The following is a 14,761-nucleotide window of genomic DNA, read 5'->3' as shown; positions in this document are numbered from 1 at the left end:
ACTCCCGATGAGATCGGTGCGGCGGTGATCAGTGCCCGAGGCTGCCGCGCAGCGGCTTGCCCATGGCGGACCGAGGAATGGTGGTAAGCGCCTCGATGCGGCGGATCTTCTTGTACGGCGCCACCCGCTCGGCGACGTAGGCCGACACGTCATCGAGCGGGACATCGGCGTTCAGGACCACGTAGGCCACCGGGATCTCCCCGGCGATCTCGTCCGGCACTCCCACCACCACCGCGTCGGCGACGTTCGGATGACCGAGCAGGATCGCTTCGAGCTCGGCGGGCGCAACCTGATGCCCCTTGTACTTGATGAGCTGCTTGGCCCGACCGGTGATGGTGACGTATCCCCTGGCATCACGGCGACCGATGTCGCCGGTGTGCAGCCAGCCGTCCTCGTCGGTGACCGGAACGATCTGGCCGTCGCCCTGCACGAAGCCCGGCGAAACCTGTGGACCGCGGATCCAGATCTCACCGGGATCGGCTTCGTCGACATCGAGGCCGGTGTCGGGATCGACGAATCGGGTCTGTGTTCCCGGCACCGGCAGACCGATCGATCCCGCCGGGCCTGGATCGATGTCGGGCGGGGCGTAGGTGCAGCAGGCTTCGGTCATGCCGTAACCCTGCACAACCGGGGCTCCCAGGATTTGTGCGCAAGTCGCCGCGACTTCGACGGGCAGTGGCGCACCGCCCGAGTAGACCAGCCGCACGCTGCTGGTGTCGTAGCGTTCGACGTCGGGGAACCTGGCAAGTTCGGCGAGCACACTCGGCACCAGGTACGCGACGGTGATGCGCCGACGTTGGATGGTGTCGAGCAGGTCCGCGGCGGTGAACGGAGTGGCCACCGTGACAACCGTCGCCCGGACCCGCAGCGTGCTGTTCAGCGGATGGAGCATCCCGTACACATGTCGGAACGGAGTGAGACCGAGCACGACGTCCTGCGCCGTCAGCCGGTGCGCGAGATCGATCTGCACGAGATTCGCGGCGATATTACGGTGAGTCAGCACGATCTGCTTGGGCTCGCCCTGGGTCCCGCTCGACGCGATCAGCATCGCCGCACGGTCACCGCCGACGGCCGCGGGAACGGTCGTCGTGGCCTCGGCGAGCATCACGCCCCACCCGACCACGTCGGCGCTCCGCTGCGCCGGAACCATGCCGTCGTCGTCGATCACCACCACGTGCTCGAATCGCTCCGCCAAGCGCTCTCGCGCGAGCGTATGCCACACTGCACCGGTCACGACGGCGAAGCCGGCCGGCGTACGGGCGAGCGCGGCCTCCCATTCGTCGGTGGCGCCCAACGGATCCAGCGCAAGAACCACACCGCCGACGAGCAACGCTCCGTAGTACGCGGCGATGAACTCGGCGCCGTTAGGGCAAATCACCGCCACATTCGCACCGGGGTGCAGCCCGCGCTGAACCAGCGCGGCCGCGAATCGCCTTGCGGCGAAGATGAGTTCGCGATGACGGTAGGTCCGGCCGGTCGAGTGTTCGATCAGGGCGACACCGTCCCGGTCACCGGCTCCCCACACGAATTCGGCGAGGTTGCGCTGCCCGACGGCAGCGGCGACATCGAAATCCATTGCGTTCACTGGGGATTCCATCCACCTTCGGGGATCGTCATCGTGAACGCACCGCAACTGAAGCTCAGCCCGAAAGCCACGAGCAGGCCTTGTCCGGCCGGGCGGTGCACCGGCTCCGCCACCATGAGGGGAACCGAACATCCGAGGGTGTTGCCGTGGTCGCGCAGCACTCGATACGACGAGGCGACAGCCTCGCTGTCCTTGTCGACGCCGAACTCGGCGCACAGTGCGTCGACGATGCGCATGCTGCCGGTATGCAAGAGCAGCGCCGAGGCGTCAGCGGGCTTCGACAGCTCGCAGGAGTCGTCCTCCAGTGTCATGCGCACCGTCTCACTTGCGTAGTGGGCGCCACGCGGTGTGACATCGGGACTCAGTGTGTAGATGCGACGCCCGTACACCACCGGGATGTCCGAGCCGCCGTCCGGAACGGTGCCGAGTTCGGCGTCCGACGCCAGCTCGTTGGTCAGGTTGGCCACCGGGCCGAACGATGGCCCGTCGCCCTCCGCGCCGAACACCATGGCCACGGCCGCGTCCGCAAACAGAAACCCGTGCATGACGTCCACGGTGCCCTGACGTTGCTGCGGTCCCACTTCCGAGAAATGTGAGTAGAAGCCGGGAAGCACCGGAGACAATGGCGTGATCGCTTCCATGAAGCAGACCAGGACCCGCTTCTCCGGGTTGCACGTGAGGAACCATCTCGCCGTCTCGACGGCCTTCGCCATTGCCGAACAGCCCATATATTCGATGCTCAGATTCGGCGCGGTCCGCGGCAGTTCCGGCATCCGCGCGAATATGTCGCAAACCAAGCTCGGTAGCAGTCGCCCAGGAGTACTGCTCACGCCGAGCACGAGGCCGATCGAGTCGGGCGAAACATCAGCTTTGGCAAGGCATTTGCGAGCCGCCCGGACCGCGAGATCGGCTGCGGCGATGTCCAGCTGCGGTTCGGCGCCCCCGAACAGCACATCCGGATAGTTGGCGAGCACCGAGTGCCGCTGCTCGATGCCGAGGCTTCCGAGCATTGCCCCGAGCTTGTCGGACAAATGCCCGTGACTGGCGGCGAGTAACTCCTCGGTCGAATATTGATGAGGGGGAACCTCAGTGGCGATAGCAACGAGGTATGGGTCAATTACGGCCGCGGTCATGCCTTTTCACCTATGCCTTTGTACAGACGTAGCGAAGTGTTTGACGAATACCCGATCGTCGAACGTATGGGATCTGATAATCACCCTCCAGTGCGGCACTGTCAACCAACAGAACACGACGATAACCCCACTCAATCGTGATGTCCGACACATGAATTCGCATACGTACGCATACCGACATCTTCGATAACCAAAAGTTAACGATACGTATTAGATATGACCAATTCTTTGCGCACCCAGAAGTCGATTCTGCCGCTATCTCGAGTAGACAGATCAAAGAAATAGGTGCAGGATGATGCCGCAAGGGGCGAATCATCAAAAAGATAAACGGGTTTGGGTCCAATGCATGAGATGGAAGCCGCGACCGCGTTTCCCCGCGAGAAGAATCCCATCGGCGCGGCGCGGTGCCGACCGCGTCTCGGCCAGCCCGAATTGGCGGCACCGACTGGTGGAGCACGGTTCGCCGATCCGACCACTCGAATGCTCGTCACCAACACGAACCTGACCACACCGGCGCTGGAAGCAGCGCTCGACACCACATTGCGGGTGCGGGTGCTGCGCCAGGACATCATGTCCGCCGATCGGCTGCCCGACACCGTTCGAGCACCGTTGCAGTTACCGTCCGGCACCGAGGTGATGGTCCGGCGATCATGCTTGCTCAACCCGGATTCGATTCCGGTATCGGTCAATTACGTCGTCAGCGCCGTAGGTGTGGGCGCGCAGCACAAGCTCGACAGCGTCGACACCGCCATCGGACACAGCCTGCAGGCCCGACAGGTCGCCCAACGCCGCGAGTTGCTGCGGGCGGGCTTGGCACGATGGCCTGATCAGCGGGTGTGCGCATCTCGGTCCTACATCATGCGGGTCGACACGGGCCCACTGTGCTACATCCGGGAGAGCTTCAATCCTGGCCTGATCTCACCCGAACTCCTCGTCGAATATCCCGAGCTGCCATGGGATGACGAGCCGGTATCGCCGTCGCGCTGGACCGGCGAACCGACCACAGCACCGCTATGGCTGGACGCCGCCCGTGCCGATGCCGATCAGCTGCGCGAACTGCCCCCGCTCGTAAGTGTCGACGAATGCGACGCTCTCACATCCGAACTCGCCATGGTGACGACCGGACAAGCGTTCGCATTGCATGTGGGCGACTCTGTCGAAACACCCGCCAACGGCCGCGCAGGCACGCTCATTGCCGGCCAGGCGATGGCGGCGGCCGCCGCCGCGGTCCTGGCATTCGGATCGGGTCGGCGCATCGTGACGATCAGCCGGATCGCCGATCAGCGCGCACGGCCATGGTCTGCGCCCAACCCCGATCCTCAGGAGATGCTGTCGACGTATCTCCATGCGGCAGCGACGCTCAATCACCTTCGGACCCATCCGGTGGCGCCGCCGGCACCGGCGGTCGCGCTATTGGATCACGCTGCCGACGCCGGCCCGAATCCGTTGTCGGCGGAACTATTGCGCAACGTTGCCGACATGTTCGCGGGCGCCACCACCGCACCGCCCGGCGGCCGCCAGCTGCACAGTCTGGTGCCACGGCTGTGGACCTCACACGAGGCGCTGCTGCCTTACGCACACGCGCTGACGCGCCGCCATGACGACGGCCGCTGGTGGGCAGGCTCCGCCCACCTACTGTGGGTCGGCGACCACACCGGCAGCGAGGCTCAGCTGCGGCTCGCGACCGCGATCGACAACCCGATCGCCGTCACCGTCGGACCGACGGCCGAGCCGGACGACATAGCCGCGCTGTGCCTGCGGCTCAATCCCGACAAGATCCCCGGCAGACTCACGCTGATCGCCCGCCTCGACACCGCGCTGCTGCCGCCGCTGCTGGCGGCCGCCACGGCCACCGGAGTGCCGGTCGCCTGGGTCTGCGATCCGATGCCCGCCGCCGCTCACCGCACCGGCCGTGGACTCGAGACCACCGACTTCGAGGCGATCGCCCTCGAAATACACGGTTTCTTCGACGCATGTCGGCGCGTGGGCGTGATCCCCGGCGGTCTGCGCCTGGCGGTGTCGCGGCGGCTGAACCCCGCCCAGGCGCTGCACTGCGTCACCATCGCGCACGACGAGCTCTACTCCCTTCCCAGCATCGCGTCCTGAAGCCCTTTTCCATAGAGAGAGAAATGACCGACATAGCGCAAGAGACCGCAGGCCACCCCGATCTGATCGGCGGTCCGTCCACCACCGAGCTGGCCGGAACGGTTATCGAGTACCGGTACACGACCGGCAACCACTACCGCATGACATTCACCGCAGACAGCCTCGGCTTCGTCCTGCTCAGCGACCCCAACCGGCACGCGGTCGACGCAATTTCCTACCGTGCGCGCAAGCTGCGCGAGGACTTCTACCTGGTCTGCTGGACCCTGAAGCCGGGCATCCATGTGGCACTGCTGCTGGATTTCGAGCAGCGGCAGGTCCACGTCACCGCGATGATGCCGCCCAACCAGTGGGAATTCTTCGATATCGGCGAGATCCTTCAGGCAGAGCGCGCGTCCTGAGCGCTGACCACCCTGCGCGACAGGCAGATTCGCTGTCCCGCAGCCCCCTCGTCGTCGAGAACGGCGACTTCGCCGATTGTCTGACAGACCTCCGTTTCACTCCGTAGACTGCGGCGCGAGGGAGATGTCGCCAGGCATCGCCCTGGTTGACAAGAAAGACAACAGTTCGTGATGCGTGCCACAGTTATCGCGGCCCTCGTCGGCGCAACATTGCTGACCGGAGCCACCGCAACGGCCGCCGCGGATCCCGGAACACCGATGGAGTCGACCGGACTGGAGTCCTCGACCGGATCGGGCAGCACCGGATCGGCGGGCGGGGTGACCACAACCGGGTCCTCGGGCACCGGGTCCGCGGGCGCGGCCTTGGCCGCTTTCGAAAAGCTCCTCTTCGGCGGCCCACTGCTGTGCGCCGCGTTGGGCAGCGCGATCAACGCGAATCTCACCTGCCCGGGCACGCCAGGACCTGTCATCCCCTGATTTCCGCCCGACCCAGGACATGAGAAGGCCCCCGGCGCGACCTAGGTTCACGCGATCGCCGGGGGCCTTCTCCTTCGTCACCGGACGTCGGCGTTGCCCGCCTTCCATTCCGGCCACGCAATGTTCCAGTCACCGAGGCCGTCGACACCCGACAGGGTGCCGCCCACCGTGTTCTTGACGATGGTGATATCGCCGCGCTTGGCGTTCTGATAGACCCACTGGGCGTTGGCCGGACTCAGGTTCAGACAGCCGTGGCTGGTGTTCGAATACCCCTGCTGACCGACCGACCACGGCGCGGAATGGAAGAAGATGCCGCTGTAGGAGAGGCGGGTCGCGTAGTCGACCGGAGTCTTGTAGCCAGCGGACGAACCCACCGGAACGCCGTAGGTCGAGGAGTCCATGATGATCTTCTCGAACCGGTCGCTCACGATGTAGACACCGTTGTCAGTGGGCGTGCTCGACTTGCCCATCGAGGTCGGCATGGTCCGCACGACCTGGCCGTTCTGCTCGACGGTCACCTGCTTGGTGTTGTCGTCGGCGGTGAAGACCACCGCGTCACCGACGGTGAAGAAGGAGTGGATGTTGTCCTGGCCGAACAGGCCGTTGCCCAGATTCTTGCCATAGACATTCACCTCGACGGTGACCTTGGTACCCGGCGCCCAGAAGTGCTCGGGCCGCCACCGGACCTCACGGTTGTTCACCCAGTAGAACGCGCCCTCCACCGCGGGCTCGGTGGTGATCTTTATCGCATTCTGGGCGGCCTTGCGGTCGGGGATGTTCTCGTCGAACTGCACCGCGACCGGCTGCCCGATGCCGACCACCTCACCCTCACCCGGCAGCAGGTAGGGATGGGTCTGGCTGTCCGGCGAACTGGTGGTGAAGCTCAAGGTGGTGGAGTTCGCCCCGCCGAGGCCGATGGCGTCGGCGCGCAGCCGGTAGGCCTTGCCGTAGCCGAGCACCTCGGTGGTCTCCCAGGACCGGCCATCGGCGGCCAGCTTGCCGCTCACCGACTCGCCCTGCGGGTTGAGCAATGTCACTGCGGTGAACTTGCCGTCGTCGGCCTTGAAGACCATCGGCATACCCGGCGAAACCCCCACGTCACCGTCCTTGACCGGGGACAACAGCTTCGGCTTGATCAGTTCGGTGATGGGGTTGCGATCGATGGCGACCTGCGAGCTGTCGGCGCTGCCCGACGAGCACGCCGATAAGACCAGCGCGAACACAGCGAACACGACCAGAGGTGCGGTGACTTTCCCCATCGTCCGATGTCGACCCTGCGCAACGCTCATCTCAACCCCGTTTCAAGTCCCGGTGCGCCAAGAAGCGCACCGATGGCTTCGGATCCAACCGATTGCTAGCTCAACCCACCGCGCCGGCGGGATCGGTCGAGACCACGCCCGATATTCTGCCAGCTCCGCAAGCCCGAACAAACGCGAACGCAGCGTCGACGCAGGCGAGTCCACCGGTTAGATCCCGACTACCCCACCGGGCGTTAACACCCCTCGCGAACTCGACCGACGCCCCCGGCCGGATATCGATTTCACTTCTGCGCCCTCGGCCTGTTAATGTCTGTCCCGCACCGGAACACGGAGCAAGCGCCATTAGCTCAATTGGCAGAGCAGCTGACTCTTAATCAGCGGGTTCGGGGTTCGAGTCCCTGATGGCGCACAGCAAAACCAAATCCCTCCTCGACACCATGTCGGCGGGGGATTTTTTGTTGCCAACAATCAGATCACGCCGGGTGTGTCCTTCGCCACGCACGACACCATCGGGTGCGATCAGCCGGGAATGGGACCGCGCGCGGACCGGATCTCGATATCACCGCGTGGAGACGACCGATTGGTTCGAGCACGATCGCCACTCTCCACCGCCAATGACCGCGAGACATCGACATCGTTGCCACCGCAGTCGATTTCGGAGGCGGAGCTGGAGCTCCACACGACCATGCCGTGGCATCGGATGAATCTGTTCCACGAGGCCGTCACGCACTGCGCAGAAGAAGCGGTGCTGAATGCGCTCCTGGTGAATGACCGGCCGCGATCACCACCTCCCATCCGCCTTGCCCCACGGCCCACAGCTCATCGGCCGCTGAACACCCGCGGAACAGTTCGGCCGCGGCCAGGGTTGAGCACCGTTGCTACGACAAGGAGGCAGTAATGGCAGTAACGGTAGAGCTGACCCGTTTCACGGTGGCGCCGGACAAGGTCGAGGAGATGCTGGCCGCCAGGCCGGGGATGGTCGCGGATTTCGATGCCGACCGCGAGGGGTTCCTGGGAGCCCGGCTGGTTCGCCTGCCGAATGACGAGTGGCTCGACGTGGTGGAGTGGCGCTCCGAGGCGGATTTCACCGCCTCCCGCGCCAAGGGCCCGAACCTGCCCGGCATCGCTGCATTCTTCGCAACGATCTCCGGCCTGGTGAGCGACGAGCTCGGCACCCTGGCCTGATTACCTCGACGGCCTGGCAATCCAGGTGCTGGATTGCCAGGCCGCCACCCGCCCCCCACTCGTGCCGAGGGGCCTCAGCTCGCCCAGGGCGGGGTCAGGCGGGTGCCGTCGGCGAGCTCTGCGGCGAATCCGACCGGAACGGTCACCACCAGCGCTGCGGGCTCCGATCCGGTGTTGTCCAGGCTGATGGTCGAGCCTGCGGGCGCGATGGCAGCGTCACCGGGTTCCAGCGCCGACGCCTCGCCGTCGATGTGCAGCGTCACCGTGCCCCTGATGACGACAAAAGCCTCCTCACGCAGGATCTTGTGGCCTACTCCCACCGTGCCCGGATCGATTCCGGTCTGCCAGACGCACAGTTCGGTGCTGCCCGTCTCGGGACGGATGTAGGAGGTGAAGCGGGCGTTGTGCATTTCGTGGACCTGGGCTTCGGCGGCACGGATCACAGGCATGTCTTGCTCCTCAATTTGGTCAACTAGATTGACTAGATAGTCAAGCATGTTGACCACATGTGTCAAGATGGAATTCATGACGGACCCGAAGCCCGCTTCGACACCGCGCCCGGGGCAGGATCTCGCCCTGCTGCTGCTCGCGGCGGGCGCGGCGGCGACGGATGCGATCCACAACGGCGTCCAAGCGGCCGGATTCGACGATGTACGACCCGCCCATGGGTTCGCGTTCGTACGAATGGCACCGAATGGCGCGACCGTCGGCGAGCTCGCGGAGCACCTCGCGGTGACCAAGCAGGCGGCAAGTCAACTGGTGGACGAATTGGTGCGCAAGGGATACGCCGAACGCAATCCGCATCCCGACGACGCCCGCGCGCGACTGATCACATTGACCGAACAAGGATGGGCCTGCACGCGTGCGGCCGATGCCGCTGCGGCGAATTTCGCCGCACAATGGACGGCCGTTCTCGGCGATTCCAAGATCACCGAATTACGTAACGCATTGGCTCGCGTCGTGGCCCCCGGAAGGGTGCGTCCGGCGTCTTGGTAGGGCACAAAACGATAAAGGTGTCGTGCGTTACCGTTATATTTACGTGACCTGCATCACATTGAGTTTAGGGGCAAACTCCCCGCATACATAGGGTGTCGACCTGCATGATCTTGGTCATCCAAGATCGAAAAATCCCCCGATTCATCTTTCGTTTACCCTCTGTTAACCAGTCGTGACCATCCTGAGATCAGGTCAAGAACAGACCGGCAGTTTGGTTAGGCCGCGGAGTAATCCACGGACATTCGGAAAACGACCGCAACAGCAAGATGTTCACTCGCGGTCACTGGAGTACCGCGCGGCACCGAAGGGTACCGCAATACTCCCTTTCGATGACAGCGGCACCCGTGGGGCCATTGCCCCGGGTACCTGAGCCGCCCGCACGGGGAACCGAATCCCCGTCTTTCACAACAAAATCCGAAAACCGCATAAAAACCGAATTCGGCGAGCAACTACACCTGACGCCCGCCATGGATCCGTGTTGCCAGGCATGCCCGGATCGAACCCCAGTCCCCGAACAAGGAACCGATTTCGCAATGCATGACAGACGCTTCTTCTCCTTCCACCGTCCCTCACTCCGCGAAGGCTTCACCTTCGCGATCGCCGCAGCGGGCATCATCGCCGTCGCTGCTTCTTCCGCAGTGTCCGTGGCAGACGACAGCGTCCCGTCTCGCGTCGCCATGGTCGCCGAGGAGCAGGCCGCCCCCGTGGCCGCCGCCCCAGTGGCCGATGCGGCGGCACTGCCCGCGCTGCCCGAGCTTCCTGCCCTGCCCGCGCTGCCCGCCCTGCCTCCGATGCCCGAAGTGCTCCCGCCGCCGCCCGCTCCGGTCTACGAGAACAACCTCAACGGCTGGATCCTGCAGGCCCTCGACATCATGCACGCCAGGAACATCCCCGGCAGCTACGACGGCATCTACCGCAATGTGATGCGCGAGTCCGGCGGCGACCCGCACGCCATCAACCTGTGGGACTCCAACGCCGCCGCGGGCATCCCCTCGAAGGGTCTGCTGCAGGTCATCGACCCGACCTTCAACTCCTACCACGTCGACGGCACCCCCTTCGACATCTGGGACCCGGTCGCCAACATCACCGCGGCCTGCAACTACGCGGCCAACCGGTACGGCTCGATGGACAACGTGAACTCGGCCTACTGATCCGACAGCACGCAAGAACAACGCCTCCCCGGCGATAGCCGGGGAGGCGTTGTCGTCCGCTAGGGTCGACCGGGACCAACCACCACCGATGCGGAATGCGCCATGACCGATTACGCCCACTCCGACTCCGCGTCGAAGAGTCGCGCCGAGAAGGCGCGCCGGCTCGCGGGCTACATCTGGGATCGCGGAATCACCGGAGCCGAACTGCTGGCCATGCCTGCGGCGCTGCGGCGCAAGCTCGCGCGTGCCGCGGCAACGAATCCGCCGAGTACCGACGAGACCTGGGCGGCCGTCGCCCGACTCCTCGACGACAAGGACGCCTGGGCCGGGCACCATCCGAATCACGCTGCGGCACAGCGCAACCACACCGACGAGAAGCTGATGTGGGTGAAACCGCCGATCACACCGTGGTGACGGCGCTCAGAGGTTGAGGCCGGTGCTGCACTCGGCCTCGGCCACCACCTTGTCCGCGAGCGCCCGCAGCGCCCTCGCCTCCTCGGGCGTCAGCACGTCGATGAACAGGCGACGGACCAGATCGACATGGTTCGGTGCGGCGCGTTCGAGCGCTTCTCGCCCGGCCGCGGTGAGTTCCACCAGGATGCCGCGGGCGTCTTCCTGCGCGGTGCGGCGTTCGACGAGCCCACGGGCGGCCATGCGAGCCAGATGCTTGGAGAGCCTGCTCTTCTCCCAGCAGATCTCCGCGCCGAGTTCCTTGGCGCGTAGGCAGCCGTCCGGCGCGGCCGACAGCGGCACCAAGATCTCGTAGTCGGCCGGCGACAAGCCGTCCTGGGCGAAGCCCGCGGCCAGCGCCGCGTCCATTCGCTGGCGCAGCCGGATGAAGGCTTGCCAGGTCGTTTGCTCGTCATCGCTCAACCATCGGACCACGGGAATTATCCTAACCAGTCTTTGGTTGACATGGACACCAAAACTTTCCAGGAGGTGCACATGCCCGCCATCACCGTCCCCGACATCATGGTTCTGCCCCGCCTGCCCAGGCCGACCGAGCCGACGCGCAAGCGTCCGGTGCGCAGCATCAGCACCGCGCAAAAGCAGCGCGAAGGCGCGGGCTTCGAAGTCCGACGGCCGTTCCCGAGCATGGATCTGCGCTCGGCCGACCCGTTCATCCTGCTCGACCAGATGGGTCCGGTTGCTTATGAGCCGCACGAGGCCAAAGGCGCGCCGTGGCATCCGCACCGCGGCTTCGAGACCGTCACCTACATGCTCGACGGCACCATGGTGCACCACGACTCCAACGGCGGGGGCGGCGTCATCAGCGAGGGCGACACCCAGTGGATGACCGCGGGTTCCGGCATCCTGCACGACGAGGTGCCGCCGGAAGAGCTGGTCGCCTCCGGCGGCTGGTTCCACGGCGTCCAACTGTGGGTGAACCTGCCGCGTGCGCTGAAGATGGCCGCACCGCGCTACCAGGATCTGCGCGGTTCCGAGCTGACATTGGTGAGCTCCCACGACGGCAGCGCGCTCGTACGACTGATCGCCGGCGAGATCGGCGGATTCGCGGGCCCCGGTTCGACCTACACCCCCATCGCGTACGCGCACGCCTCCATCAGCGCTGGCGGACAGCTGGAAACACCATGGCCGCAACAATTTACGGCGATGGCATACGTGTTGTCCGGCAGCGGCACCGTCGGCGCGGAACGCAGGCCGATCGGCGAGGGCCAGCTCGCGGTCTTCGGTCGCGGCGACTCGATCACTGTCTCGGCCGATGCCCGACAGCACGATCGGACCGGCGATGTCGAGGTGTTGCTACTCGGCGGCCGGCCCATCAATGAGCCCGTCGTCCAATACGGCCCCTTCGTGATGAACAGCCGCGCCGAAATCATCCGAGCCGTCGAGGATTTCCAAGCCGGACGAATGGGAAATATCCCGGCCGAACACGTGGTGGGAAAGCACCTCGGCACGTAATTGCGGCATTGCGCGGACAACATTCGCATGCAGCCCGGTTGACAACCGAGCGGCCCGTCACAACAGTGGATGCGGCGCCTCCCTCCTTCGGCGCCAATCCACCGCAGCAAACACATAGAGGAATACATGAACGTTCGCCGGCTCACCGTCAGCGCTGCCGTCGCGGGTCTGACCTTCCTTGCGGCGCCCGCCGCCATGGCCGCTCCCACCGGTTCCGCAGGAACAGGATCGTCCGCCATCGACACCGGCTCGGCCGCGACCGGCTCGGCAGGCATGTCGCAGACCGGCTCGGCGGGTGGCGCCTTCGCCAACTGCGACGCGGCCCGTGCGGCCGGCCGGGCGCCGATCTTCCGTGGCGAACCCGGTTATGGCCCACACCTGGACCCCGACGGCGATGGATTCGCCTGCCCGACGGTCTAAAGCCCGAAAAAACGAAACACCCGGTGTGGCAGTGCCCACCGGGTGTTTCGTTTTCCGTCAGCGAAAGATCTTGAGCAGCACCAGCCCGACGACGACAACGCCCGCACCGATCAGGCTGTACTTCACCTTCGGCTCGTTCAGCTTGGCAAGCACGATGTGCTTGGTCTCGTCTGCGATCCGCTGCGGATCCGCCCGCACGGCAAGTTCGTCGAGCGTGCTCGCGAGCTGTGTTCGCGCGGCCTCGATCTCCCGCTCGATCTGCTCGGTATCCCTAGCCACGTATCTCCTCCTGTGTCTGATTGCCACGAGTCTAGCCATCATCTACGCACTGTCATGGCCTTCGGTTACCGTGCAAGGCGTGACCGACAACCAACGACTCTCCCCTGGTGATACCGCCCCCGATTTCACACTCCCCGATGCCGACGGCAAAGACGTGGCGCTGTCGGATTACCGCGGCCGCAAGGTGATCGTCTACTTCTACCCCGCCGCGAGCACACCCGGCTGCACCAAGCAGGCCTGCGATTTCCGCGACAACCTCGCCGAACTGGAGGGTGCGGGCATCGAGGTCATCGGCATCTCACCGGACAAGCCCGCGAAGCTGGTCAAGTTCCGCGACGCCGAAAAGCTCACCTTCCCGTTGCTTTCGGATCCCGACCGCACCGTGCTCACCGCTTGGGGCGCGTTCGGCGAGAAGATGATGTACGGCAAGACGGTGACCGGGGTCATCCGCTCCACCTTCCTGGTGGACGAGGCGGGCAAGATCGAGGTCGCCCAGTACAACGTCAAGGCTGCACATACGACAACAAAGATCGAAAGAATCTTGGGAAAACGAAAGTAGTGGCCTCGGCAACCACGACGGAGCGCTCCGCATCCATGCTGACCTGCGACTTCCAGGTCTCCTGCACGACGGGGTGGCTCAGAAACGAATCAGGCCCCGCAGCTCACCTCGGTTTCACACGGTCGCCGCGACCCCTCACATCGAGAGTGGTGCGACGACCGCGTGAACCCGAGATCCAAGCACCAGCTGCGGGGCTTTTTCTTGGCGGGTCCCTCAGTTGCCGTGTCATCGTCGGCATCGACGAAGTCGCGAACGGTGTCGGCCGCGGCACGACGGATCAGGAACCGGGTGGTGTCACGGCGAGTTGATCGGACCGGCGGCGGCGCCGAAAATCTCTCGGCGTTTCGCCGTATTCGGATTTGAACGCCGTCGAGAATCCGGCGCTGGTGAATCCGGAGCGTGCGGCCACCTCCCCGATGGAAAGCGGGCCAGGACACGCCAGCAGATCGCGTGCGGTGCGCAGTGCTTCGGTCCGCCGGAGCTCCCGATAGGTGATGCCGGTCTGGTGCAATACCGACCGCAGTTGGCGGGGTGACCAGCCGAGCGCACGAGCCACCGCGGGCAGCCGCACGTCACCAGACCCGATGTTCGCACGCACGAATGCTCTGATGGCATCGACGGTTTCGGCCACATGGGCCTGCTGTGGCCCGACGTCGCCGACGAACATCAGGCACAACAGTTCGGTGATGCGGTCACAGACGGCGTCGAATTCCAGCGTCGTCAGGTTCGATTGCCCGGCATGTGTGGTGGCGAGCATGCTCGCCACGACCCGGCCGAGACCCGATGACATATCGAGCACCGTCCGCGATACGTCGCGGGTGGGCAGCCGTTGATTGAACTGCGCGCGGGGGAGCCGTAGTGCGTAGGCCGTCGATCCGGGTAGCAGCACTCGGCAGATTCGGTCCAGCTCGAGGACGAACCCACGATGTGGCGGTACCTTGGTGAGCCGGTCCGGCTCCTGGATGACGTATTCGCCGCGTTTCGGGAACACGATCCAGCAGTGATCGGTCGGACCACGCCGGATATGTGAGCGGCTGCGGTTCATCAGATGGTCGCCACGTTGCTGTGTGCGCAGCAGGGTGTAGCCCGAGGATTCCTGAGCCGTGATCCGGGCCCACCAGTTAGCCGGATCACGGTAGCGGTGGTCCGCCGTCAGGAAATGGTCGGTGACCTCGGTCCACACCGCTGCGCTAGCGACGGTCAGCTCGGAATACTGCACGACGGTTGCTCTGTCGGTCTGATGCTCATCTCCACTATTCACTCGGTGGGGTTCCGACATAAGTCTGACAG

Annotated in this window: 17 protein-coding genes and 1 tRNA gene; 11 read left to right on the top strand and 7 right to left on the bottom strand. The window is 65.0% G+C overall.

The window, feature by feature from the left end:
• Positions 1-28 precede the first annotated feature (28 nt).
• Both OHQ90_RS12610 and OHQ90_RS12605 read right to left on the bottom strand, forming a co-directional pair.
• Positions 29-1,576, bottom strand: coding sequence for an AMP-binding protein (locus OHQ90_RS12610; RefSeq protein ID WP_328412793.1), 1,548 nt, complete (start codon positions 1,574-1,576; stop codon positions 29-31).
• Positions 1,577-1,581: 5 nt separating this feature from the next.
• Positions 1,582-2,718, bottom strand: coding sequence for a 3-oxoacyl-[acyl-carrier-protein] synthase III C-terminal domain-containing protein (locus OHQ90_RS12605; protein WP_328410244.1), 1,137 nt, complete (start codon positions 2,716-2,718; stop codon positions 1,582-1,584).
• A gap of 351 nt (positions 2,719-3,069) precedes the next feature.
• On the opposite strand from OHQ90_RS12605, the gene OHQ90_RS12600 reads away from it, so the two are divergent.
• From OHQ90_RS12600 to OHQ90_RS12590, 3 genes are all read left to right on the top strand, one after another.
• Positions 3,070-4,824 carry a 3-deoxy-7-phosphoheptulonate synthase gene (locus OHQ90_RS12600; protein ID WP_328410242.1) on the top strand — a complete coding sequence of 585 codons (1,755 nt, stop codon included), beginning with the start codon at positions 3,070-3,072 and terminating at the stop codon, positions 4,822-4,824.
• A gap of 23 nt (positions 4,825-4,847) precedes the next feature.
• Positions 4,848-5,222, top strand: coding sequence for a MoaF-related domain-containing protein (locus OHQ90_RS12595; RefSeq protein ID WP_328410240.1), 375 nt, complete (start codon positions 4,848-4,850; stop codon positions 5,220-5,222).
• Positions 5,223-5,393: 171 nt separating this feature from the next.
• Positions 5,394-5,699, top strand: coding sequence for a hypothetical protein (locus tag OHQ90_RS12590; protein WP_328410238.1), 306 nt, complete (start codon positions 5,394-5,396; stop codon positions 5,697-5,699).
• Between the two features lie 77 nt (positions 5,700-5,776).
• Here the strand turns inward: OHQ90_RS12590 and OHQ90_RS12585 are convergent, their stop codons facing one another.
• The gene (locus OHQ90_RS12585) at positions 5,777-6,988 is read right to left on the bottom strand and encodes a L,D-transpeptidase (RefSeq protein WP_442941383.1); all 1,212 of its coding nucleotides are present in this window, start codon (positions 6,986-6,988) and stop codon (positions 5,777-5,779) included.
• A gap of 306 nt (positions 6,989-7,294) precedes the next feature.
• Between OHQ90_RS12585 and OHQ90_RS12580 the strand changes: the two genes are divergently transcribed.
• Positions 7,295-7,367, top strand: a tRNA-Lys gene (locus tag OHQ90_RS12580).
• Between the two features lie 488 nt (positions 7,368-7,855).
• On the top strand, positions 7,856-8,143 hold the full coding sequence (locus OHQ90_RS12575) for an antibiotic biosynthesis monooxygenase family protein (RefSeq protein WP_328410234.1): 288 nt from the start codon (positions 7,856-7,858) through the stop codon (positions 8,141-8,143).
• A gap of 74 nt (positions 8,144-8,217) precedes the next feature.
• Here the strand turns inward: OHQ90_RS12575 and OHQ90_RS12570 are convergent, their stop codons facing one another.
• Positions 8,218-8,592: a cupin domain-containing protein gene (locus tag OHQ90_RS12570; RefSeq protein ID WP_328410233.1), complete on the bottom strand. Its 375-nt coding sequence runs from the start codon at positions 8,590-8,592 to the stop codon at positions 8,218-8,220.
• A gap of 76 nt (positions 8,593-8,668) precedes the next feature.
• Between OHQ90_RS12570 and OHQ90_RS12565 the strand changes: the two genes are divergently transcribed.
• From OHQ90_RS12565 to OHQ90_RS12555, 3 genes are all read left to right on the top strand, one after another.
• A complete protein-coding gene (locus OHQ90_RS12565) occupies positions 8,669-9,139 on the top strand; it encodes a MarR family winged helix-turn-helix transcriptional regulator (protein ID WP_328410231.1) in 471 nt (156 codons plus the stop codon).
• Between the two features lie 533 nt (positions 9,140-9,672).
• Positions 9,673-10,290 carry a transglycosylase SLT domain-containing protein gene (locus OHQ90_RS12560; RefSeq protein ID WP_328410229.1) on the top strand — a complete coding sequence of 206 codons (618 nt, stop codon included), beginning with the start codon at positions 9,673-9,675 and terminating at the stop codon, positions 10,288-10,290.
• A 102-nt stretch (positions 10,291-10,392) separates the two neighbouring features.
• A complete protein-coding gene (locus OHQ90_RS12555; RefSeq protein WP_328410228.1) occupies positions 10,393-10,704 on the top strand; it encodes a hypothetical protein in 312 nt (103 codons plus the stop codon).
• Between the two features lie 6 nt (positions 10,705-10,710).
• On the opposite strand, the gene OHQ90_RS12550 is transcribed toward OHQ90_RS12555, so the two are convergent.
• Positions 10,711-11,175 (bottom strand): MarR family winged helix-turn-helix transcriptional regulator, encoded by a 465-nt coding sequence (locus OHQ90_RS12550; protein ID WP_328410227.1) that lies wholly within the window; start codon positions 11,173-11,175, stop codon positions 10,711-10,713.
• 60 nt (positions 11,176-11,235) lie between these two features.
• Here OHQ90_RS12550 and OHQ90_RS12545 point away from each other — a divergent pair, with 60 nt between their 5' ends.
• Positions 11,236-12,213, top strand: coding sequence for a pirin family protein (locus OHQ90_RS12545; RefSeq protein ID WP_328412792.1), 978 nt, complete (start codon positions 11,236-11,238; stop codon positions 12,211-12,213).
• Positions 12,214-12,339: 126 nt separating this feature from the next.
• The gene (locus OHQ90_RS12540; protein WP_328410226.1) at positions 12,340-12,633 is read left to right on the top strand and encodes an excalibur calcium-binding domain-containing protein; all 294 of its coding nucleotides are present in this window, start codon (positions 12,340-12,342) and stop codon (positions 12,631-12,633) included.
• Positions 12,634-12,690: 57 nt separating this feature from the next.
• Here OHQ90_RS12540 and OHQ90_RS12535 read toward each other — a convergent pair whose 3' ends face one another.
• Positions 12,691-12,912, bottom strand: a complete 222-nt coding sequence (locus tag OHQ90_RS12535) for a DUF3618 domain-containing protein (protein WP_328410224.1) — start codon at positions 12,910-12,912, stop codon at positions 12,691-12,693.
• 79 nt (positions 12,913-12,991) lie between these two features.
• Here OHQ90_RS12535 and bcp point away from each other — a divergent pair, with 79 nt between their 5' ends.
• A complete protein-coding gene (gene bcp / locus OHQ90_RS12530) occupies positions 12,992-13,471 on the top strand; it encodes a thioredoxin-dependent thiol peroxidase (RefSeq protein ID WP_328410222.1) in 480 nt (159 codons plus the stop codon).
• A gap of 277 nt (positions 13,472-13,748) precedes the next feature.
• On the opposite strand, the gene OHQ90_RS12525 is transcribed toward bcp, so the two are convergent.
• Positions 13,749-14,732, bottom strand: coding sequence for an AraC family transcriptional regulator (locus OHQ90_RS12525; RefSeq protein ID WP_328410221.1), 984 nt, complete (start codon positions 14,730-14,732; stop codon positions 13,749-13,751).
• Positions 14,733-14,761: the final 29 nt, after the last annotated feature.

This window comes from Nocardia sp. NBC_00403, assembly GCF_036046055.1.
Lineage (GTDB): Bacteria > Actinomycetota > Actinomycetes > Mycobacteriales > Mycobacteriaceae > Nocardia.
This window is presented reverse-complemented; position numbering and strand designations above follow the sequence as displayed.